We start from the raw sequence: 19,784 nt of genomic DNA, 5'->3' as shown, positions 1-19,784 counted from the left end.
ATTATTTTCTATGAAGATTATCGCATGAAAAAACTATGGTGAAAATGTGGGGACTATTTGACGCTTACTTTGAAAACTCGATCATATATGGGTAGGAAATCCAAATAACAATTAACACAGGTGTCATAATAATACCAATCAGCCACCATGAGACATGAAACAAATTGAAAATAGGCATGGCTATAATTGGTATGAAACCAAATAAACCGGTTTTACTCTTGGACGCAGCTGTTAAATATTGTCTTTTCCCGCAATGTGGACATATCAGCCGAAATCGGAATAGTGTTACTACTGTTTGTTTCCACGTCCATTCTTTTCCACAGTTTTTACAAGCAGCCATTTCAAACCACCTCGTTATTTTTCCCTTGCACCATATCAACTCAAGACTATTGCTGCAGTGACTTAATAACTCACCTTTTATACAAGACGCAATATTCTGAAATGAAAGTGCGACAAGATCTTTATAACAAATACGGTTAATACAAGAAAAAGTTTCATTTCCTTTTACAATCACCCGAGCCATTGTTCAATAACTACACCTTGAACATAGCCTTAGTTCAAAGAAAACTGCGTATTAGAAGGAAGTGGACGGCCATTTCAATGCTGCCTCAGGCACTTGAAACAAGGTGTTCGAGTCGGGAACGAAACATCATGTATTCAACGACACCACCATTTAGACCAAAAAAAGAACGCCATATTGGCGATCATCTTATTCTTTTAAATGAGTTTTATAATTTTTTGGTAACTAACTGCTGTCTTCTGAAAATCTCAACAGATAACCATCTGGGTCTTGAACGAGAAATTCCTTTTCTTTAAATACTGTCTCATTAGTTTTATATTCATTCACAGCAGGTTCTCTAAATAGATGGATTTCATTTTGAATTAATCTATCGACAATAGGCTGAATATTATCTGCAATAATTTGAAAGTTAATCCCTCTTCCAAAAGGATATTCTAACTTCCCTGTATTCCAATATCCATTCATTTCTTCAAGCATAATTTGTGCTTCGTCAAATGACAGAAAAGCAAATTTATCATTTTTTCTCTCATATTCTAATTTAAATCCCAGTATCTCTATATAAAACCACTTCGACTTTTCAATATCCTTCACTGATAACTCTGGAATCAAGGCATTGAATTTCATTCTCTCACTCACCTGCTTTTAAAGGGAGCATATCACAGGAGTGCACCCCTTATTAGATTTTCTTTTCATTTTCAAGCTCACTGACCCTTTTTTTAAGATGTGAAACCTCAGCTTTTAAATCATCCGTTGGTCTTTTTACCCTATGGGTTACTCCTTTAACAATTGCTATGACAGCAATAATAAAGACTATGAATCCTGCTATAAACATAAAAATTATTTCCATAAAATATGACCCCCGCCCTTTAGTGAACAAATTTTTTACAAATAACCCTTCATCTCCTGCTGCCCAATTTCTTATAAAAGACAGTCCATCCAAACAGTTTATCTTATTATAACGCTTCTGTTTCTTAGTTTAAACTTGGAAAAACCCAAACACGGTTAGAGTAAATACTACTTGAATTGCTATGAACAAAGTATCACCTATTTATTGCTACGTGTCCTTTAGTTTAATACATCAGAGTTAAAAAAGTTTTTAGCAATTTTATTCATTTCAACTGGCTTTTCGACAACAGTCCAGTGACCGCAGTTCTTTATTTCAATTAGTTTAGCATGAGGAATATAATTTACCAATAAATCTTTAATCAGACTTGGGGGCATTATGTCGTCACTACCTTGTGCAACTACTATTGGAATAGAATGGAGTAGATGTAATCTACTAGTTAAGTCATAGTTTTTTATAATATCTTCTCCAATTTGCTGGTTAACCGCAGGCTCAATGGATGTATTCGCTTTCTTTTTCAACGAGTCTTCAGAAGAAACATAGTATTTATCGAGTATTGATAAAATATCATTGATAGACGATTGTCCGGTTTCAAGGCCCTCTTCTAATTTTAATAAATTTAATTGATCGTTTTTCGATAACCTTTTTTCAAGTTCAATACCGAAAGTTTTGAAGCCTTCAGCCGTAACTCCTATTGCAGCTGTTAAAAGGATTTTATTAACTCTTTCTGGATAGGTAGTTGCATACAGTAAAGCAAGCATTGAACCCCACGACTCTCCAAAAAGGTTAATTTTTTCCAGTTTTAATTCTTTACGTAATAACTCCAATGTATTTACTTCACTCATCATTGAATACTGATTTTCAATGGATGGTTCCGATTTACCACATCCATTTTGATCATAAAACACTAATTTAAATTGTCGTGATAAGGGTAAAACATGCGGCAGGAAAAAACCATGTTCACTTCCTGGTCCACCATGCAGGAATACAATAGCTTCACCATTACCTACTAAATTAACGTGTATTCCATCAACCTCAGCATTAATTAAATTGACTGTGTTGTTATCTACATCCTTCAATTTATCATTGCTCCCCCAATTTATTTTCATTTTGCACCGTTAATTGGAGTAATAAATACTACACTTTATGCTTGCTTAAATACTCTTCTTTGAGAAGGCCCATTAGGATGATGTCATGCCATTGCCCATTTCTATATAAGCTCTGCCGCATTACTCCTTCTTCCACAAAGCCAAGTTTATGATAAATATGTATAGCTTTTTCATTAAGTGAGAACACCCGCAGTGATACACGATGTAAATTTAACTCTAAAAAAGCATACGCAAGTAACACTTTTAAAGCTTCCGTTCCATATCCCTTACCCCAATATTCCTTTTCACCAATATCAATAATACATTCAGCGTTTCTATTTTTTGTATCGATATTTATTAGCGAAGTTACACCGATTGCTGTGTTCCCTTCCCTCTCCTCAATGATATAGCTTTTAGATGACGCTGAATTAAGAATAATAGTTTCCACAAAATTTCTCGTTTCCTCTAAAGAATATAAGTCTATTGCTGGATTTGTTGTTTTCATTACATCTACATCATTTCTCCAGGAGTGATACTTTTCAATATCACTCTCCTCCATCTTGCGAAACTGAAGTCTTTCCGAACGTAACAATGAAGATTACCTCCTGACCTGAACTGAACTTATCCTATGTATATATTCGAGGTGCTAACCCCTTCTTAGAAAATTGCACTTTTTACTTCAAAAGATATATTTGAAAATCCCAACTTATAAAGGTTCAATTTTTCGTTTTTCAGCTTCTATATAGTCAAAGATATTCAATATTTCTTTGTCAAAGTCATTTTCGATTTCAAAATACCTGACACCTGCCTGTAAACACTTAGCTTTAAATTCTTTATGTTCCCTCATTAGTTCTTTTACCGTTCTTTCTTCCGGCCAATTACGGAGTTCAACAACATTCCTATGTTTCACTATTTTTGTATCAAAATTTTCTTGTATATAATTCGTTGAAAAACCTAAAAATACTGGAATTATTTTTTCTGAATACTTGAAGTCAAAGCCCTTTATATAGTGAGGCAATATATAGCTTCCTTCAATAATGATATGCTGTTCATTCTCGATATTTGTCATAATAATCCCTTTTAATATTGGCCAGAGCTTATCTCCAATCATTTCAGTACTATCTAGTGGTGTAAATTCACAATTCTTATCCCCTCTGTACAAACCCATTTTTAAATGATCTATAGAGAAATAAGGCACATGATATTTTTCCAGCAACTTTTGAGCCATCAAGGTTTTACCAGTACCACTTACAGCACTTATTAAAATAACCATATATTCTCCCTTCTATTTAATTGTCTATAACACTAACGTCAACAATAGGCAAGCATTTGGAGTTATCTCCAGCTTTCCCCCGCTCCGCAAGGAATACGAGTGTTTCCCACCATTCCGCGGTCCATTTACCGTTATGTACTGGATTATAAGTTCTTTGTTACTCTTAGACGTGAGACTTTTCTACTTTATCAAGCCCACGCACTCCATTATGTATTGATTTAATTTCTCTTCCATCACTGGGTTGTTTAAACCGAATTTCTGTTTTTCAGTTGCATTAATTCTTTATTTTTACGATGCACTAGCCGATGTATATCTTTTATTCGGTTTTCAACTTATCAATATATTCTTTTCCTTCTATGAGGGAAAGACCTAAAGTTTCTCTTGCTTTTTTAACTGCTTTTACGTCCTTACCTTCTTTAATTAGTTCACGCAGTTCGTCATTTACCGGATTTTCAGGCAGCCCTGCTTGTTTGGTTACCTGGTCTAAGGAATATTGCATTCCTTTTATGCGATCTTCTAGCTTATTTACCTTTGCCGTTAAATTAATTATTACGAGAAAAGCTATGATTATAAGAATGTATTCCATTTACAACTAACCCCCATACTTATTGCTCCCTCAACTTTTATACGATTTTTTCAAACAAAAGTTTCACTATTAAACTAAACTGCCCGCCATGGAAAGCGACTGCCTCTAATTAAAAAATGGCACTCGTTAATCGAAAAACTAAAAAAAATAACAAGTACTAATTTACCTGCAATTACCCTATATATATTCGGCAAAGGCTGTGCTTCTTTTTTTTGAAGATTCCACCATTCAGCTGAATAAAATCATCTTTTTTCTAAACCTTTTTCTTCTAATTCCAGTCTTTTTCGCTCCAGTTCTAATCTTTCCCGCTCCAACTTAATTTCCTGCTCTTTTACCTTGAAATGTTTGTTGGTGGAGTAGATACCCATTATTAAGCTAACTACCACAACAATTGCTATCAGTATAATAAATAATTCCAAGCTTCTAACCCCCAAACTATAGTAATCTCCTTCTTTCAGAAAGTACCCTATAGGACAATATTTTTTTGTCATGTATAATTGTCCATGCAATAATTACTAATACAACCCTGTACCAGCTAATTTTAATAATGTATGAACGATATATTTTTTACCTGACTCATCATCAACAAAAACCTTTTCATCAAAAACGTAATTCCTTTCTCTAAAAAATGTATACCATTTGCCTTCTTCCTTATAATAATGAAATCCTTCCGCCAAAGATTGTTTACTTGTTGATTCACTTTGCGGGATACCGTGGATTAAAGTATATGCATATACCTCTTCTTTACTAACTGTAAAAACTTCTGAGTAATGATGATCTAACATATTGTTAACCCCTAACGTTTCACAGGCAAAACTTAGTGGATCCCCATACAACAATATCTTTATTTGCTCTTCTTTATCAACTATAAAATATCAACTCCTTCCATAATCACTCCAACAGTCCAACTATTACAATAGTTTAACAGCTGGATAACCTCGTTTTATAAACCTGCATATTAACCAATTTTCAAAAGCCCGCTGCTCATTACTGCCTGCTTGGGATAATTTTATCATAAGGTACTGGGTAATACGCTGTGTTTTTCATAAATTTCATACTTCCTGCTCATACAATAAGTTTGGTAAGTGCAAAAAATGGCAATGGCTATGAAGTATAATAAAAATAAAAATGGAGTGAAGCATTTGGGCGGCATAGAGAAATTAGAATTTCAGATAGAACTGCAAAGATCAAAAATGTACCAGGCATTCAAGGAAAGAGTTAGTTTTGAAGAAGTCATAAAAATTTCCCAGGATCTGGATCATCTGCTGAATAAGCTGGAAAAAATTAAAAACCATGAAGGCGTGAGATAAGCACTTGCTTTTAATGCAAGTGCTTTTTTGTTGCCTGCAGCTCTTCTTGCGATAATCATCATGCATAAATCCATTCACAGCGGGTATAGACCAATGAAAGATTTTAAAGGAGGGTCGCAACATGGATAAGAAAATTATCGGCGGTGTTTTTTCAGATGTAGCCACTACCGAAAAAGTGATTCATGAACTGAAGGACCAGGGTTACAGCTCTAAGGACATCTCCGTATTTGCCCATGACAAAAGCAAAGCGGATGTCGTGGAAGACGAAACGAATATGGGTGTAACGACAGACGACGAGGGGCGCGGTAAAAATGCCGGAAAAGGAGCTGGCATCGGAGCAGCTTCCGGCGGTGTACTGGGTGCACTTGGCGGCCTCGTTGTCGGCCTTGGTCTGCTGACTATTCCCGGCATTGGACAAATTGCAGCAGCCGGTCCGCTGGCGGCAGCATTGACTGGTGCGGCAGTGGCAGCAGGTGGCGGCGGCATTATAGGCGCCCTCGTCGGGCTGGGCATGCCGGAAGAACAGGCGAAACAGTATGAAAGTTTTCTTAAGAACGGAAAAATCATTGTATTGGTGGAAGCTGACAATGAAAATGAGCATAGGGTTTATGACACTTTCCTCACCCATGATACGGAAAACAGCTCCATGTACCCTGACCGTACGAATGTCAGCGGAAGCAGGAGGGCAAGCAGCTGGTAAATATTTTACAGGTTCTACGGCTGAAGTGATTCAGTTAAATAATGAAATCGGTAATATAATAAGATGAAAAAAGCGCCTGGCAGTTAACACAACTGTCCAGGCGCTTTACATTTTTCCTGCCGGTTCATTACCCGATATTTGTTATGTTAAAAAAGTCGAGTACTTTTCAAATTGCTTTGCTATGATATGAACATAAGGGATAAGGAGGGGATTTATTGCTTAAGGAATTAAACCTTGTGATCGACTATATTGAGGAACATTTAACCGACGACATAACGCTTGAAGCTATTTCAGAATTTGCCGGGGTTTCCGACTACCACTTCAGAAAAATATTTTTTTACCTTGCCGGGATGACGCTGAATGAATATATCAAAAGCCGAAAACTATCTGAAGCAAATAAGGATTTATTAAAAGGGGAAAAAGTTACGGATGTAGCTTTTAAGTACGGGTATCATTCACTCGACGGCTTTACGAGAGCATTTAAGAAATGGAGCGGATTTTTGCCATCTGATGTTTTTAAAACAGGGAACAGCAAATCATTTCCCAGGCTTTCGTTCGTAATCACTGTTAAAGGAGGAACCAGCATGGAATGTAGAATAGAAGAAAAACCGGCTTTTAATCTAGCCGGTGTAAGCAAGCGTGTTCCAATGCAATTTGAAGGGGTTAATCAGGAAATTAAAAAGCTTGCAGAAAGCATAACGGAAAAACAAAGGGAAGAAATGCATGCACTGCAAAATATGGAGCCCTATGAGGTGGTTAGTGCTTCTTATGATGCCGACGCTCATTTCATGAAAGAAGAAGGCGATTTAACGCATTTGATTGGCGTTTTAACCACTGAAAATGAGATCAGCGAACGCTTAGATAAAGTACCTGTCGCAGCCTATACGTGGGCGATATTTCCAAATGAAGGACCATTTCCATCTGCACTGCAGGAAACCATGGCAAAAACATATTCCGAATGGCTCCCTGCTTCCGATTATGAAGTAGTCAATGCTCCCACTTTTTCATTTACGAAAATGGATGAGAATAAAAAGGATTATGCGTATAGTGAAGTCTGGCTTCCTGTGAGGAAGAAATAATAATTATTTTAAAAAAAGAAGAAATATGAAGAGAAATGCTGCTAAGTCTTATCGGGTTCCCTTTTAGAAGCGAAAGCAAGTAAAATATATGTTAAATTGTCCCTTAAATTAGATTAAAATTGCATACTAAATTGCACTGCTATTCGCAGTGCTTTTTTTACTTATTATATTTCTAAGACGTCATTTATATTCTGAATATTTTTATCATGTTAAATAGGGTTGTGAATTAGTGTTATTAAGTCGAATTAAAAGTCGGCTTTTTTGTCACTTCTTGTTTTTAGATTAATATCAATATCTATGGGAAAATCCGATTTTGAACCCCATACGCAGCTTTTTTGTTATACGTCAAATAAAGAAATTAGGATAAAAACTGACAATCCTATCTATAATACCGTTGACATTTTGTCACCACCTCATGTACTCTTTATAAGGACCGGTTATCATTGGGAGGTTAAGAAATAATGGGGAATATGGATAAAGATAAACTTCATAAAGTTTTAAGTTATTTAATGGAGGAAAGGTCGTTATCGCTAAGGGAATTAGGGAGAATTTCTGAAATTGATCATGCGACAATTTCAAAAATCATGAATGGAAAAAGAAAACCTAATATCAATCATTTCCAAAAGCTTTCGAAGAGTTTGGATGTTGAAATCACAATACTTTTGGAAGCGGCGGGATATCATACTGGCTCAAAAAATGAAGATGTAATAGAGAACCGAGAGTTACACAAATCGATTCAACATTTAATAGAGCATACAGATGTGAAAGATAATTTGGAATTTACATTGGATAAGGTGAATGCCAAAATTGATAATTATAAAAGATATAGTCGGACAGATGATGGGGAAAAGACCATTGTGGAAGGGTTTAAAACTAAATTGGATCAGGTAAGTGGGAGAGGCCCGTATATACAAAAATTAAAATGGATGTATTTGAAGTTTCAATCAAAACGTGGGACAGCTCATGATATGGCACTCATGGGGGCCGCTTTACTTTATTTTATCGTAACGACGGATTTAATACCAGATTATTTGATGCCTATCGGGTTATTGGATGACGCATTTATTGTAAAGGTTATCTCAGAGCGTTTGGAAAACAATGAAATCGTATAATGATTAAGGGTGAAAGAAATGAATCGTACGAATACAAATAAACCAGATAAGCTACTTCTTTTTTTATTATTTTGTTTATTTATCTTTAGCTTGCTCGCGGTTTATAGTGGTTCTGGTCAATATGTACAGGACAATCCGTTTTATTTTGTCACCAATCAGTTTATCTGGTACTTGATTGGATTTAGTTTGATGATTGGTGTTGCAAAATTTGACTATGAGTTATTAAGGATATGGGCATTACCCCTTTATATTAGTGGCGTTATTCTTTTATTACTTGTCCATTTCTTTGGTACGGAAAAAAATGGCTCACAGCGGTGGATCAATCTGGGGTTCTTTGAGATTCAACCCTCTGAATTTATGAAAGTTTTCCTCATTATTTACATATCTTTCATCCTTAGTAAGAAAACACATCTCAAATCAACAATCAAAGACAGTGTCCCTCTTGCCGCGAAAACTTTGGTCTATGCTATGATTCCATTCTTGTTCATTTTCGTTCAGCCAGATTTAGGTTCTGCACTTGTCATATTAGGGATAGCTGCCTCTTTACTCGTTGTTTCTAAAATTTCATTTAAAATGATTTTTCTTCTTGCGTCATGTATGGCGGGCGTTTTTAGTTTTTTAATCTATCTTTTTTATTTTAAACATGAATTAATTAGTCAAATATTAAAACCACATCAATTATCACGTATTTATGGATGGCTCGAGCCGGGGCAATATGCTACAAATTATGGCTATCAATTACAGCAAGCTATGATGGGCATTGGTTCAGGACAATTAACAGGTAAAGGTTTGGAAAATGGTGTGCAAGTGCAAAGTGGAAAAGTTCCAGAAGCACATACAGACTTTATCTTTGCAGTGATTGGGGAAGAGTTTGGGTTTATTGGTTCCAGTCTTTTAATCTTGATTTATTTCTTATTGATTTACCGGATTATGCAAATTGCCTTGCGGGCTAATACGTATTTCGGTGCTTATATTTGCATAGGTACCATTGGACTGATCAGTATACAGGTTTTCCAAAATATTGGCATGACAATTGGACTCATGCCGATCACGGGAATAGCTCTACCATTTATTAGCTATGGTGGTAGTGCGCTTTTAACTAATTTTATTGCCTTGGGTCTTGTCTTTAGTGTCCAAGACGGGTCTAAAGAGTACATTTTTAGTGAAAATCAAATATCGTAGCAGAAAGGAGAACCACTTGGAATGAAATCCATGATACTAAATAGAATGAGAGATTTGGATTACTCCTTATTAATTGCTATTCTTCTGCTCGCGGGATTTGGATTAATTATGGTTTACAGCAGTAGTAGTACATTAGCATATTTAAATTACGGAACAACAGACTATTTCTTTATAAGACAATTGAGATCGCTGTTATTAGGCCTTGTTTTATTATTTATTTTTATTTTTATACCGTTTCAGCTTTATAATAAAATGAGTCCATTGTTGGTCATGCTATCGATTGTCTTATTGATCCTTGTCCTGATTCCTGGTATAGGTGTAGAAAGGAATCATTCCCAACGGTGGATTCAAGTTGCATCTTTTCTATTTCAACCTGCTGAATTCATTAAGCTTTTTATACTTATTTACTTTGCATCTTTTTATTCAAAAAAAAGGCATCTTATTACGCAATTTAGGACGAGGGTACTTCCACCTTTATTTATTTTAGCAATCGTTTTCCTTTTAATTTTTTCATGGCTCAGTACAGAACGAAAAATCAACTCTTACAAAATATGAGACAAATATTAGAAAAAGGAGAGAAACTAGCATTTCAAAAAGTGATCAAAGAGATGCATCCCTACGATTTTGCTGACTTATATAAACATCTATCTACACAACACAAGAATAAAATCCTTACCTTCTTAACCGATGACAAATTAGCAGAACTTATTGAAGCATTGGTACACCAGGAACAAATAGAAGTGCTGGAGAAACTGGAGTTGAAAAATCCTCAAAATTTATATTTCCCTAAGCTGTCTTAAAAGTTAGATCTTCAATTACCTTCAACCGGAAAAACACTGAACTCCAGCCTCCAAAGTCGAAGGTATACTATCCCGGCCATGTAAAAAAAACAACATTCACAGCAGCAATGGCCAGCATGGAGGCACCATATATCGTCCAGGCTAAAATTTTATTCCCTTTTGGTGCCTCTTTCATCATCATAATCTGGCAAAGTTTATACGTAGAAAATACAAATATGAATAACGAAATTAAAATCAGTTCATTCATTATGTGTACACCTCACACATTAATAAAATCCGATGAAATGTAAAAGCGTTGATCCGATCACTGAAACCAGACACCCTGCAATAAAGACAATGAGGACTGTTTTCTTTTCCTTTGTTTCGATCCACACGATGATACCCACGATGATCGTAAACATTATCCCGAAGAATAAAGCGGCATAGGGATTCGTCGGTATGAGAAAATCATTGGTTTGCAGCCAGTCCATAGGTTTTACCTCCACCTATTTTATTTCGCTCTTCATCCACTCACGCAGTTTTGCCTTAGGATAATAAATATTGTTATTAATCGTCATATGGGGAATATCGGGATAATCCTTTAACAGCGTTCTCGCATCCTCTTTGGCAATACCTAGAAAATGGTGAATTTCCTTTTCCTTAATCAGAACCAGACTGTCATCAGATTCCAACACATCCACTGAATCAGGGTTCTTGAAGTTTTTCAGTCCATCCCCGATAAAATACCCGAAGGCAGCGAACCCCGCCGCAATCCACATAAGTCCCAGATCCATACGTACACCCCTTTCCGCTCCCGGTTATTCAACTGCCTATTCCGCAAGCACCATCTGCTCCGCTAATTGCTGCAGCTCTTCCAGCTCAACATTCGGATCAATGACAATCATGGAATAAGTCAAACCATCTTCCAGCCAGTGCAGCAGACGCAAGCCATCTGTGTCCGTAAAAGTCCCTTCCAGCCCGCGTACCGTGACCTCTTCTTGATTCGGCATCGTCAGGTCTTCATCAAGATCTTCCGGTGACTTAAACACAGCCAGCGTTGCATAAGGCATATCATCTTTCGTATATTCTATATTTACTTCTGTCCGGTCGGCGATTCCTTCCATATCGAATTTTTCAATAGTGCTGATTTCCATTCCTTCTTCTTCAGGGAAATAATAAAATGGCTTCCCTACTCCCTCTACGGCATCCTCCATTGTAATCTCTTCTGTGTCTGCGAGATCATCCAGGTTTGTTACTTCTGCGTCATCCGGTATCTCCAATGTAAATGTATCCTCCGGGATATCCGGATCCAGTTCCAATTTTGTATAAACCAGTTCCGTCTTCTGATCCCCTGTCCAGGAAATCATTTTTAACACCATCCAGTTCTTTTTATCAATCCATAATTCCATTTTGCCGAACAAACTGTTTTCATTATTCGGCTCAGCAACAAGATGGTAGGTATCACGGCCGGCGACCTCATCCTCTCCATCACTGGAAATTTCATGGCTGTCTTTGATAACGTCCAGGAGCATATTTGCCTGTTCCTTTGGAGATGGCTGATTAAATTCCAGCAGCTCCTCATCATCAATGACGGTCGCCTGGTTTTCGTCTATTTGGTACGTAGTCACACTGGTTCCATCATTTACAGCAATCGACCTGTCTTCTCCTGCCTCATTTTCCGCTTCCACCCGTATTCTTCCGTCATCATTTCTCCACTCTTTCATGAACACTGTCTCTTCGCCATCAATGGTGGACGTGGATTCTGCATAATAAGCAGGCAGCTCCTCTTCCGCTATCGCGTGATTAATCATTTGTTCCGGTGAATAATTGCTGGATTCATCCGCGCACCCGGCGGCAATTATGGTTACCCCCGCCAGCAGTAAAGCTATTTTTATTTTATTCATTTGGTATCCCTTCCTCTTTCATTGCCGGCAAACTGCAAATAACACAGGTGCCGACATTTTTTCTTGAAAAGATTTGTACTTTTCCACCGTGTTTTTCGATAATCTGTTTCGTAATACTCAGTCCCAAGCCCGTTCCGCTCTTGTCATTTTTGCTTCTTGCTTCATCTGCCTGATAGAGCGGGTCAAAAACAAAGGCTAACTTTTCCGGAGAAATTCCTTTACCTTCATTTTGAACCATGAAATATACCGCATCGGTCTCCGATAAAACTTCTTTTTCCGGTATAAAATCAAACAGCATGTCAGCAAGTGTGCTGCGATCTGATACTGCTGCAAGCCGGATTTCTCCTGTTTCCGGTGTATGGGCGATCGCATTGGAAACTAAATTATCCGCCACGCGCATCATTTGCTTCGGATTTACGCTGTACATGCCTTGAACATCGGAATAAACATGAAGCTTAATGCTTTTTTGTTTGCTTAAAGGTTCATAATCGGCTGTGAGCATGTCAAAAAATTCATTGCCGTCCACCTGAACAAACTCCATATCATTTTCCCCCGACTGAAGCAGCGTGTAGGTCAGTAAATCATCCAGCATATGCTGCATAAAATCAGCCTTTTCTACAATTACATTCCGGTAGTCATTTTGTTCGTCCGGAGTCAGGTCATTATCAGCTTTCAGAGATTCAGCATACGTTTTAATTGACGTGAGCGGTGTTTTCAAATCATGGGACACACTCGCAATCAAATATTCCTTTGCCTGCTGTTCCTGTTCAACAGCCTCCCGGGCAGCAATGATTTCACGGCTCATGTCATAAAATTGTTCTGTGACCTTGCCGACTTCATCATTTTTTACCGGTTTTTCATCCACAGGCTGTCCCTTGGCAAAAGCAGACATGTTATTCATTAATCCTGTTAATGGGATGTTCAGCTTTTTATTCACCATCCAAATGACAGTAATATAAATGAGTCCGAATACAAGCAAAAATACTGCCCCAACAAAATAGCCACGGTTTTCCACGCCTTCCACCCAAGCCTCGCGGCCGATTTGCACATGAAAAAATCCTGCCAGATCGTTATTTTCAAACACCGGCTGTTTGTACGTATATGCCCGGTAGCCCTGCTCCAGGGTATATAGGTCTTCATACAAATGCTCTTTGCCGAGACCGTAATGGGGAGAAGCAAAGGAAGGACTGGACGTGTAAATAACGAGACCATCCCGGTTGTAAAGCGCGATCGACAGGCTTTGCCCCGCCAGTTTCTCTGCTTCTTCCTTATTCCCTCCTGGTGTATAGAGTCCCGGCCTATCCAAAGTCTGCTTAATCTCTTCCAGTTGGGTGGTTACCTCAATATGCTCCGCTACTTTCTGTTCATCATTATAGGAGTTGATCCATCCAAGCAAAAGATAAGCCGCAAGCAGCGGAAGAATCATGACAATAAAATAAGATAATAACAGCCATGTTTTTATTTTCACAGTAACTCTCCTATAAATCGGTAGCCTTGTCCCCACACCGTTTGTATAAATATTGGCGCTTTCACCGGATCCCGCAGCTTTTCCCTTAATGATTTTATGTGCACGGTAACCGTGTGGGCTCCATCTGCTTCCACTTGGTTCCAGACATGTTCATATAATTCTTTCTTGGAAAAAACACGGTGCGGATGCTTTGCCAAAACCTCAAGCAGCTTAAATTCAAGGGAGGTCAGGGAAAGCTTTTCATCCTCCAGCATAACCTGGCGCTGATCCCAGTCAATGGCAAGCCCATGCATATAGGCTGATTCATTCTTAGCTTTAGGCGCTCCCTTATACCGTCTCCACCTGCGCAAGTGAGACTCCACCCTGGCTTTCAGTTCCGCCAGACTGAACGGTTTCGCCACATAGTCATCTGCCCCCAGCTGCAGCCCCTCGATTTTATCTTCATCCTCTTTGCGCGCGCTGATAATAATCATGGGCACATCACTTTTCAGGCGGATATTTTTGCACAACGTAAAACCGTCCATTTCCGGGAGCATGAGATCGACCAGCACCAGGTCGTACGCCATTTCCTGAAAGTCCTCCCAGCCCTCAAGTCCCGTCGTTGCCCAGGTGATATGGTAATTTTCCCGCAGGAACGTGTCCCGGACAATTCGCCCGATCTCCGGATCATCTTCCACGAGTAAAATACTTGCTTGCATGAATGATTCCTCCTGTATATGTAATATAGCATGGCAAAATGGCTGTAAATCCGATTTTATAATTTCTTTATAATTATTATAGCCTTACTGCGGGATGCAGGATAGAGGGGAAAGGATCGAATAGAAGAATAAAAGAGGAAGCGGATGTTCATATATTGTGAATTTACGAGGTGTTTATCCATGTAAAAAATTTATACCCTTTTACCATGGAAAAAAGTATGGACCTTCGGGTAAAGACGTACTGCTTATTAAGACCGCTGCTCCCACAGTTCCACTTGCTCCATTGTATCTATTTTCTCCCGCTTCTTTTTTAACCCTATTATTATCCGAAAATTATGTTACTATTAAACCACCAGGAAGTTTAGTTTCTCGCTGGATGAGTATAGAGCAGGGGGCAAAAGAATGGAAAACCATCGAATGGATCAGCTTATTTCCATGCTTAAAGAACTTGAAGGTATTGTTGAGAAGGAAACTGCCAAAAAGCTTGAAGTGGAAAAGTGCAATCGAATTATACAAAAATTGCATTCCTTCATAACCGATTGTGAAATATGTGAACAATATTTTAATGATTTGGAGAGCCGCATCATCCGGATAAGAGATAAAGAAGATCAGCTGACAATGGGTGAAATAGACCAGCTTAAACAAGAGATAGATCACATTAGTACGCACCTGCAGGAAGAACACAAGCTGGTGTCAAGCGGGTATTATTTGAGCATATATATGACCATGGGCATGAGCTTAGGGGTTGTATTGGGACTGCTCGTATTAGATAATATTGCGCTATGGCTGCCCCTCGGGTTTGGGATAGGCATCACTGTTGGAGCCGCGATAGATGCCGATGCGGAGAAAAAAGGAATGGTATTGTAGTATACAATTTTTACTCCCGTGTGAAAAGGACTGGTTAATATAAACACGCTGCCCGGAACCTGCCATTTACTCAAAAAAAGTCCTCCCCAGACAAACATATGGAGAGGACAGTTTTTACTATATTGTTTTAAGCCTCCGTATTTTTTCCCATAATCTTATCCACCATCAGAGCAATTGCACCGTCTCCGGTAACATTAGCTGCCGTTCCGAAGCTGTCTTGTGCCATGTATAAGGCAATCATTAGACCTAATGCCGTTTCACTAAACCCAAGCATAGTGGTTAAGAGACCCAATGCTGCCATAACAGCTCCTCCCGGGACACCCGGGGCTGCGATCATAATAATTCCCAGCATAAAGATAAATGGCATCATCATACCAAATGACGGAAGGGACATGTCGTTGGCCAAAACCATTACGGCCACCGAACACATCACAAGGGTAATCGTACTTCCGGATAAATGAATTGTTGCACATAATGGAACAGCAGAGTCTGCTACACCATTGCTTACTTTATTATTTTTTGTAGAACGAACCGTCACTGGAATGGTGGCTGCGCTGGACATCGTCCCTAAACCTGTAAAGTAAGCCGGCAGCATGGTTTTTAGAGATGTAAACGGATTTCTCCCCGTATATCCGCCTGCGACTAAATAAAGCACAAGGAGCCAGACCCAATGGACGGCAATCGCCATTACAAGTACAAGACCAAATGCCTGCAGCGTCTCAAAGACCGCTCCATCAGCGGCAATTTCGGCGAAAATACTGGCAATATAAAATGGTAAAATCGGAATAATGATCTTCCAAATCATTCTCTCGATAATTACTTTCCCTTCATCAAAAAATGATCTTAATGTCGGGCTATGCATTCTTGTAATCCCAATTCCAAACACAAAAGCTAGAACGAGGGCGGTAACCACACCTGTGATCGGATCAATGGCAAACTCGAAAAAAGGCTCAAACCCAGCTGTTTCTTCCGCTGATCCTCCGCCATTTCCCACGAGCATCGGAATAACTATAAGAGCAACGATAAACGCTAATGTACCCGCAAGAACCGTGGAGGAATAAGCAATTGCAGCAGTGGTGCCAAGCATTTTTCCCGAGTGTTTCCCAAAACTGGCAATCCCGCTGACAATAAAAAAGATGATAATAAGCGGAATGACAAACCCTAAAAATTGTCCAAAAATCTCTTTAAACGTTACAAGAATCCGAACAAGAAACTCAGGTGCAATTACACCAACGATGATACCGATTACAATACCGAGCAGTAATTTAAATATTAGTTTCACAGCTTCACTCCCTTTTTAGTATAAAGATACAACAATAATATAACACCCCCTTTTATTTTTTTCTATTTTAAAACTCTTACAAATATATGAAACCACCACGCTAATTATGTAAGAAAAATGGAGAACTACAGATGCTTATTCCATCCATAGAACTCCATTGGTTAAAAGTTCATCGGTTTACAGGCCCAGGGGGCTACCTTGCTTACTGCCACTGCTCAAGCAAGTGATCGGCACCTGCTGATAGTGTCTGATATGCTCCCTGTGACATGCTGTCCTGATTGGAATCCAAAATCTGTTTAAAGCTTGTCATATGACGGATTACTTTTTCAGCATCGTCCGCATTTTCAAATTGCTCTACTGTCGTAAGGTGTAGCGTAAGGGTACGTGCCGTTTTACTATCTTCAAATGCTCCATCTTCTTCATACTGCTGAACAAGCTCTTTCAATTCTGCAGCATTTTCCGGCTGTGTTTCTCCTTGATCGCCGGAAAAATCATGTTCTGCAAGCATTGTGGCTATTTCATCCTCAATACTCTTAATGTTGGAGCTTGGGCTGATAAAGTTGTTTATAATTACGGAGAAGATCAAATCTTCACCATCCATTGTAGTAACATAACCCGATAAAGCAGATACCGTGTTGAGTGTTCCGGTTTTCCCAGTCACATTACCTTGGGCAGGGCCCTCAGTCATACGGTTGCGAAGTGTACCGCCTACAAACCGGTCACTTTCTCCTGCTACAGGCAGGGAGTATTCAAATGCAGGGAACCAGCTTTGATCCTGAACTTGATACAATAATTCAGCAACTTCATTAGCCGGGATATGATTGACGTGCGACATTCCTGAACCATCGTGAAAATATATTGTATCTGCATTAACACCCAGACCATCGATGGTATCATTCACTACATCCAGTCCTCTGTTCCAGCTTCCTTCATCATGAACAACTTTGCCCATTTCCTTCACTAATACTTCGCCATGCCCATTGTTGCTTAATTTCATGTACGGAATAAGCAGCTCATCAAGCGGCATGGAATCTCTTGATGTAAGTATGCTGGCATCTTCAGGGGTTTCATCTAAACGCACGTCGGAATTTCCGATAAAGTCAATTCCCTGCTCTTCCAAGGACTTTTTAAAGACATCAACAGCATAGCCTGTCGGTTCCCAGACGGTAACCCATGAGCGCTGCAGCGAGCCATCTTCCGGCATGGTTCCTTCGATGATAATATCATTTGTACCGCGGTCACGCACGATGGAAATACTCCGTGATTCTCCCGCAGGTACCATTTCCGTATTATTAACGATATTTACATAATCCGTTTCCGGGACAACCGTTACTTCTGCTTCGCTGTCATCTTCAGACGGCGTTACTTCCACAATGACTGTTCCTGCATCATAATCTTCATTTGGGGAAAGACTTAATGCCGAAATCTGTGATGCATAATAATATGGCTCGTCCGGCCAGGTAATACCTCTCGACAGGCGAACATCATCATACCACGTGTCATCTCCAACCAGGTCTCCTTTAATTTTATCAATTCCCTGATCTTTTAAATCCATGGCAAATTGGTCAAAGTCTTCTTTTAATAGCGTCGGATCTCCTTTACCTTTTAAAAACAAGTCACCATGCAGTACGGGACCACTCATTTCCCCATCTGTCAGCACTTCCGTGGAGAATGTGTAATCCTCTCCAAGCACCTCCAGGGCTGCAGCTGCGGAAAACAGCTTCATATTGGAAGCAGGATGCAAGCGGATATCCCCGTCACGGGAATACAACACTTCACCTGTATCCGCATCCCTGACACTTACTCCTGCAACAGCACCGTCTAAGTGCGGATTATCTAAGATTGCCAGCATTTTTTCTTCTATTGTGGCATTTTCCAGCAGCTCTTCCTCTGTCAGATCGTTGGTAGCGGTTACAAATGAGTCCTCATATTGGGCAGCAAATGGCATTACTGCCAACACTGCGATCAATAGAAACATAAAAAGTTTTTGCATATTTAATTTCATTTTCACTTTAAAGCTCACTCCTTTTTTGATATTATTTTGAATATTATCATACCAAAAAATATGTTGAAAATGGTAGATTTTTAGAAAAATCGTTCAAATTACTCAGCATAAAAATTCAGTCCATAGAAAAGGCCTAGGACATTAAACCTTAAAATTGTAATCTTACCCCCAATTATAAAAAAAAGAGTTTCTCACGAGGGAAGGAAACGTTTTAATCGTGGCAAAGGGAGCATGTTTTACTGAAAAATAAGCGGGGAATAGTTTTATAGATTAATAGATATTGGAATGGCAAGGATAAATCACTTTCCATTAAAGGAGTGAAAATATGGAACAAATATTATTCATTCAGACAGGAACCGGTATGGATGTGCATGGTCAGGATATAACGAAAGCGGCAGTAAGGGCTGCGGAAAATGCCATTTGGTATAACTCTATTCCGGGCATTGAAAAAATGCTGCCTGATGGCGATGTAAAGAATATGAAAGTCACGGTGCGGCTCGCTGTTCCGCTGGATCGCAAAAAAGTGGATGTGGAAAAAGTAAAAGAAGCCATTCCCTACGGCGAAGTGACTGTAGATGTAATGGACGGCGGTATGGCCACAAGCAGCGGGGTTATTTTGAAAGATAAAGAAGATGACAATGATTTAATGTATATGGTGAACGCTTCTGTGGAAGTCGGTTATTAAGACAAGGTAGAATAAGGCCGGCATGGTTGCCCCTTATTCTATCTTTTTTAATAAAAACCAATAGATTTAATAAAATTGAACAGACTTTAACGCTCTTCCAATAAATTTGGAAGAAACTGCTCCCCGCCCAACATCCCGACCAGGCAATCATATAATTAAAACCATATATATTGTTTTAACATAAATACTGGACCGCGGACCATTGGTTATTTGCAATTGGACTTGGAAGCGTCCCATGAAGATTACTGCCACCTTAATAACCAATAAACTCTTTAAAAGAAGGGTAAAGCACTAACCTGCGTATTCATTTTATCCTTTTTTAGGCTGTGCAGGTTATGCCCTTAATATTTTTACCTGCCTATATAAATCAATAGGTATTTAGTATTCCTACTATATTAATAG

General features: G+C 38.8%; 26 protein-coding genes. 9 read left to right on the top strand and 17 right to left on the bottom strand.

The window, feature by feature from the left end:
* Nucleotides 1–64 precede the first annotated feature (64 nt).
* The 9 genes from GHD25_RS07445 to GHD25_RS07405 form a co-directional block, all read right to left on the bottom strand.
* Nucleotides 65–340, bottom strand: a complete 276-nt coding sequence (locus tag GHD25_RS07445) for a TIGR04104 family putative zinc finger protein (protein WP_164215750.1) — start codon at nucleotides 338–340, stop codon at nucleotides 65–67.
* A 405-nt stretch (nucleotides 341–745) separates the two neighbouring features.
* Complete coding sequence (locus GHD25_RS07440; RefSeq protein ID WP_164215749.1) at nucleotides 746–1,144, bottom strand: bleomycin resistance protein; 399 nt, start codon at nucleotides 1,142–1,144, stop codon at nucleotides 746–748.
* A 52-nt stretch (nucleotides 1,145–1,196) separates the two neighbouring features.
* Nucleotides 1,197–1,460 carry a hypothetical protein gene (locus GHD25_RS07435; RefSeq protein WP_164215563.1) on the bottom strand — a complete coding sequence of 88 codons (264 nt, stop codon included), beginning with the start codon at nucleotides 1,458–1,460 and terminating at the stop codon, nucleotides 1,197–1,199.
* 125 nt (nucleotides 1,461–1,585) lie between these two features.
* Nucleotides 1,586–2,443: an alpha/beta fold hydrolase gene (locus tag GHD25_RS07430; RefSeq protein WP_240452267.1), complete on the bottom strand. Its 858-nt coding sequence runs from the start codon at nucleotides 2,441–2,443 to the stop codon at nucleotides 1,586–1,588.
* A gap of 58 nt (nucleotides 2,444–2,501) precedes the next feature.
* Complete coding sequence (locus tag GHD25_RS07425) at nucleotides 2,502–3,044, bottom strand: GNAT family N-acetyltransferase (protein ID WP_164215747.1); 543 nt, start codon at nucleotides 3,042–3,044, stop codon at nucleotides 2,502–2,504.
* Nucleotides 3,045–3,158: 114 nt separating this feature from the next.
* The gene (locus tag GHD25_RS07420) at nucleotides 3,159–3,725 is read right to left on the bottom strand and encodes a cytidylate kinase family protein (RefSeq protein WP_164215746.1); all 567 of its coding nucleotides are present in this window, start codon (nucleotides 3,723–3,725) and stop codon (nucleotides 3,159–3,161) included.
* Between the two features lie 316 nt (nucleotides 3,726–4,041).
* Entirely contained in the window at nucleotides 4,042–4,311 is a 270-nt protein-coding gene (locus GHD25_RS07415) for a hypothetical protein (protein WP_164215745.1), read from the bottom strand.
* A 242-nt stretch (nucleotides 4,312–4,553) separates the two neighbouring features.
* Nucleotides 4,554–4,730 carry a cell division protein FtsL gene (locus GHD25_RS07410; RefSeq protein ID WP_164215744.1) on the bottom strand — a complete coding sequence of 59 codons (177 nt, stop codon included), beginning with the start codon at nucleotides 4,728–4,730 and terminating at the stop codon, nucleotides 4,554–4,556.
* Between the two features lie 96 nt (nucleotides 4,731–4,826).
* Nucleotides 4,827–5,096, bottom strand: coding sequence for a hypothetical protein (locus GHD25_RS07405; protein ID WP_164215743.1), 270 nt, complete (start codon nucleotides 5,094–5,096; stop codon nucleotides 4,827–4,829).
* Nucleotides 5,097–5,411: 315 nt separating this feature from the next.
* On the opposite strand from GHD25_RS07405, the gene GHD25_RS07400 reads away from it, so the two are divergent.
* The 7 genes from GHD25_RS07400 (at nucleotide 5,412) to GHD25_RS07370 (ending at nucleotide 10,494) form a co-directional block, all read left to right on the top strand.
* Nucleotides 5,412–5,621, top strand: coding sequence for an aspartyl-phosphate phosphatase Spo0E family protein (locus GHD25_RS07400; protein WP_240452266.1), 210 nt, complete (start codon nucleotides 5,412–5,414; stop codon nucleotides 5,619–5,621).
* A 121-nt stretch (nucleotides 5,622–5,742) separates the two neighbouring features.
* Entirely contained in the window at nucleotides 5,743–6,321 is a 579-nt protein-coding gene (locus GHD25_RS07395) for a general stress protein (RefSeq protein ID WP_164215742.1), read from the top strand.
* Between the two features lie 215 nt (nucleotides 6,322–6,536).
* Entirely contained in the window at nucleotides 6,537–7,400 is an 864-nt protein-coding gene (locus tag GHD25_RS07390) for an AraC family transcriptional regulator (protein ID WP_164215741.1), read from the top strand.
* A 461-nt stretch (nucleotides 7,401–7,861) separates the two neighbouring features.
* The gene (locus GHD25_RS07385; RefSeq protein ID WP_164215740.1) at nucleotides 7,862–8,512 is read left to right on the top strand and encodes a helix-turn-helix domain-containing protein; all 651 of its coding nucleotides are present in this window, start codon (nucleotides 7,862–7,864) and stop codon (nucleotides 8,510–8,512) included.
* A gap of 18 nt (nucleotides 8,513–8,530) precedes the next feature.
* On the top strand, nucleotides 8,531–9,694 hold the full coding sequence (rodA, locus tag GHD25_RS07380) for a rod shape-determining protein RodA (protein ID WP_164215739.1): 1,164 nt from the start codon (nucleotides 8,531–8,533) through the stop codon (nucleotides 9,692–9,694).
* A 21-nt stretch (nucleotides 9,695–9,715) separates the two neighbouring features.
* Entirely contained in the window at nucleotides 9,716–10,249 is a 534-nt protein-coding gene (locus tag GHD25_RS20380) for an FtsW/RodA/SpoVE family cell cycle protein (RefSeq protein ID WP_164215738.1), read from the top strand.
* Entirely contained in the window at nucleotides 10,246–10,494 is a 249-nt protein-coding gene (locus tag GHD25_RS07370) for a magnesium transporter MgtE N-terminal domain-containing protein (protein WP_164215737.1), read from the top strand. Before GHD25_RS20380 ends, GHD25_RS07370 begins: the two co-directional genes overlap by 4 nt.
* A 67-nt stretch (nucleotides 10,495–10,561) precedes the next feature.
* Here the strand turns inward: GHD25_RS07370 and GHD25_RS07365 are convergent, their stop codons facing one another.
* From GHD25_RS07365 to GHD25_RS07340, 6 genes are read right to left on the bottom strand one after another with little or no spacing between them, the layout of a single operon-like run.
* The gene (locus GHD25_RS07365; RefSeq protein ID WP_164215736.1) at nucleotides 10,562–10,741 is read right to left on the bottom strand and encodes a hypothetical protein; all 180 of its coding nucleotides are present in this window, start codon (nucleotides 10,739–10,741) and stop codon (nucleotides 10,562–10,564) included.
* A 19-nt stretch (nucleotides 10,742–10,760) separates the two neighbouring features.
* On the bottom strand, nucleotides 10,761–10,964 hold the full coding sequence (locus tag GHD25_RS07360) for a hypothetical protein (RefSeq protein WP_164215735.1): 204 nt from the start codon (nucleotides 10,962–10,964) through the stop codon (nucleotides 10,761–10,763).
* Nucleotides 10,965–10,979: 15 nt separating this feature from the next.
* On the bottom strand, nucleotides 10,980–11,267 hold the full coding sequence (locus tag GHD25_RS07355) for a DNA-binding protein (RefSeq protein WP_164215734.1): 288 nt from the start codon (nucleotides 11,265–11,267) through the stop codon (nucleotides 10,980–10,982).
* 36 nt (nucleotides 11,268–11,303) lie between these two features.
* Nucleotides 11,304–12,377, bottom strand: a complete 1,074-nt coding sequence (locus tag GHD25_RS07350) for a LolA family protein (protein ID WP_164215733.1) — start codon at nucleotides 12,375–12,377, stop codon at nucleotides 11,304–11,306.
* Complete coding sequence (locus tag GHD25_RS07345) at nucleotides 12,370–13,845, bottom strand: sensor histidine kinase (RefSeq protein WP_164215732.1); 1,476 nt, start codon at nucleotides 13,843–13,845, stop codon at nucleotides 12,370–12,372. Before GHD25_RS07345 ends, GHD25_RS07350 begins: the two co-directional genes overlap by 8 nt.
* Nucleotides 13,842–14,543: a response regulator transcription factor gene (locus tag GHD25_RS07340; protein WP_164215731.1), complete on the bottom strand. Its 702-nt coding sequence runs from the start codon at nucleotides 14,541–14,543 to the stop codon at nucleotides 13,842–13,844. Before GHD25_RS07340 ends, GHD25_RS07345 begins: the two co-directional genes overlap by 4 nt.
* Nucleotides 14,544–14,945: 402 nt before the next feature.
* Between GHD25_RS07340 and GHD25_RS07335 the strand changes: the two genes are divergently transcribed.
* On the top strand, nucleotides 14,946–15,410 hold the full coding sequence (locus GHD25_RS07335) for a hypothetical protein (protein WP_164215730.1): 465 nt from the start codon (nucleotides 14,946–14,948) through the stop codon (nucleotides 15,408–15,410).
* Between the two features lie 127 nt (nucleotides 15,411–15,537).
* On the opposite strand, the gene GHD25_RS07330 is transcribed toward GHD25_RS07335, so the two are convergent.
* Nucleotides 15,538–16,692 carry a dicarboxylate/amino acid:cation symporter gene (locus tag GHD25_RS07330; RefSeq protein ID WP_164215729.1) on the bottom strand — a complete coding sequence of 385 codons (1,155 nt, stop codon included), beginning with the start codon at nucleotides 16,690–16,692 and terminating at the stop codon, nucleotides 15,538–15,540.
* A gap of 202 nt (nucleotides 16,693–16,894) precedes the next feature.
* Nucleotides 16,895–18,697, bottom strand: coding sequence for a D-alanyl-D-alanine carboxypeptidase/D-alanyl-D-alanine endopeptidase (gene dacB / locus GHD25_RS07325; RefSeq protein WP_164215759.1), 1,803 nt, complete (start codon nucleotides 18,695–18,697; stop codon nucleotides 16,895–16,897).
* Between the two features lie 325 nt (nucleotides 18,698–19,022).
* Between dacB and GHD25_RS07320 the strand changes: the two genes are divergently transcribed.
* Nucleotides 19,023–19,382, top strand: coding sequence for a Lin0512 family protein (locus GHD25_RS07320; protein WP_164215728.1), 360 nt, complete (start codon nucleotides 19,023–19,025; stop codon nucleotides 19,380–19,382).
* Nucleotides 19,383–19,784: the final 402 nt, after the last annotated feature.

It is taken from the genome of Virgibacillus aidingensis (genome assembly GCF_010994035.1).
Classification (GTDB): Bacteria; Bacillota; Bacilli; order Bacillales; family Amphibacillaceae; genus Virgibacillus_N.
Note: the sequence above shows the minus strand (reverse complement) of the source record. Positions and strands in the feature narration are given on the sequence as shown.

What these genes read in the sequence shown, in the direction of transcription:
- GHD25_RS07445 (WP_164215750.1), bottom strand. Translation starts at nt 340, where the DNA reads ATGGCTGCTTGTAAAAACTGTGGAAAAGAATGGACGTGGAAACAAACA.
- GHD25_RS07440 (WP_164215749.1), bottom strand. Translation starts at nt 1,144, where the DNA reads ATGAAATTCAATGCCTTGATTCCAGAGTTATCAGTGAAGGATATTGAA.
- GHD25_RS07420 (WP_164215746.1), bottom strand. Translation starts at nt 3,725, where the DNA reads ATGGTTATTTTAATAAGTGCTGTAAGTGGTACTGGTAAAACCTTGATG.
- GHD25_RS07415 (WP_164215745.1), bottom strand. Translation starts at nt 4,311, where the DNA reads ATGGAATACATTCTTATAATCATAGCTTTTCTCGTAATAATTAATTTA.
- GHD25_RS07405 (WP_164215743.1), bottom strand. Translation starts at nt 5,096, where the DNA reads ATGTTAGATCATCATTACTCAGAAGTTTTTACAGTTAGTAAAGAAGAG.
- GHD25_RS07400 (WP_240452266.1), top strand. Translation starts at nt 5,412, where the DNA reads ATGGCTATGAAGTATAATAAAAATAAAAATGGAGTGAAGCATTTGGGC.
- GHD25_RS07395 (WP_164215742.1), top strand. Translation starts at nt 5,743, where the DNA reads ATGGATAAGAAAATTATCGGCGGTGTTTTTTCAGATGTAGCCACTACC.
- GHD25_RS07385 (WP_164215740.1), top strand. Translation starts at nt 7,862, where the DNA reads ATGGGGAATATGGATAAAGATAAACTTCATAAAGTTTTAAGTTATTTA.
- rodA (WP_164215739.1), top strand. Translation starts at nt 8,531, where the DNA reads ATGAATCGTACGAATACAAATAAACCAGATAAGCTACTTCTTTTTTTA.
- GHD25_RS20380 (WP_164215738.1), top strand. Translation starts at nt 9,716, where the DNA reads ATGAAATCCATGATACTAAATAGAATGAGAGATTTGGATTACTCCTTA.
- GHD25_RS07370 (WP_164215737.1), top strand. Translation starts at nt 10,246, where the DNA reads ATGAGACAAATATTAGAAAAAGGAGAGAAACTAGCATTTCAAAAAGTG.
- GHD25_RS07365 (WP_164215736.1), bottom strand. Translation starts at nt 10,741, where the DNA reads ATGAATGAACTGATTTTAATTTCGTTATTCATATTTGTATTTTCTACG.
- GHD25_RS07360 (WP_164215735.1), bottom strand. Translation starts at nt 10,964, where the DNA reads ATGGACTGGCTGCAAACCAATGATTTTCTCATACCGACGAATCCCTAT.
- GHD25_RS07355 (WP_164215734.1), bottom strand. Translation starts at nt 11,267, where the DNA reads ATGGATCTGGGACTTATGTGGATTGCGGCGGGGTTCGCTGCCTTCGGG.
- GHD25_RS07350 (WP_164215733.1), bottom strand. Translation starts at nt 12,377, where the DNA reads ATGAATAAAATAAAAATAGCTTTACTGCTGGCGGGGGTAACCATAATT.
- GHD25_RS07340 (WP_164215731.1), bottom strand. Translation starts at nt 14,543, where the DNA reads ATGCAAGCAAGTATTTTACTCGTGGAAGATGATCCGGAGATCGGGCGA.
- GHD25_RS07335 (WP_164215730.1), top strand. Translation starts at nt 14,946, where the DNA reads ATGGAAAACCATCGAATGGATCAGCTTATTTCCATGCTTAAAGAACTT.
- dacB (WP_164215759.1), bottom strand. Translation starts at nt 18,697, where the DNA reads ATGAAATTAAATATGCAAAAACTTTTTATGTTTCTATTGATCGCAGTG.
- GHD25_RS07320 (WP_164215728.1), top strand. Translation starts at nt 19,023, where the DNA reads ATGGAACAAATATTATTCATTCAGACAGGAACCGGTATGGATGTGCAT.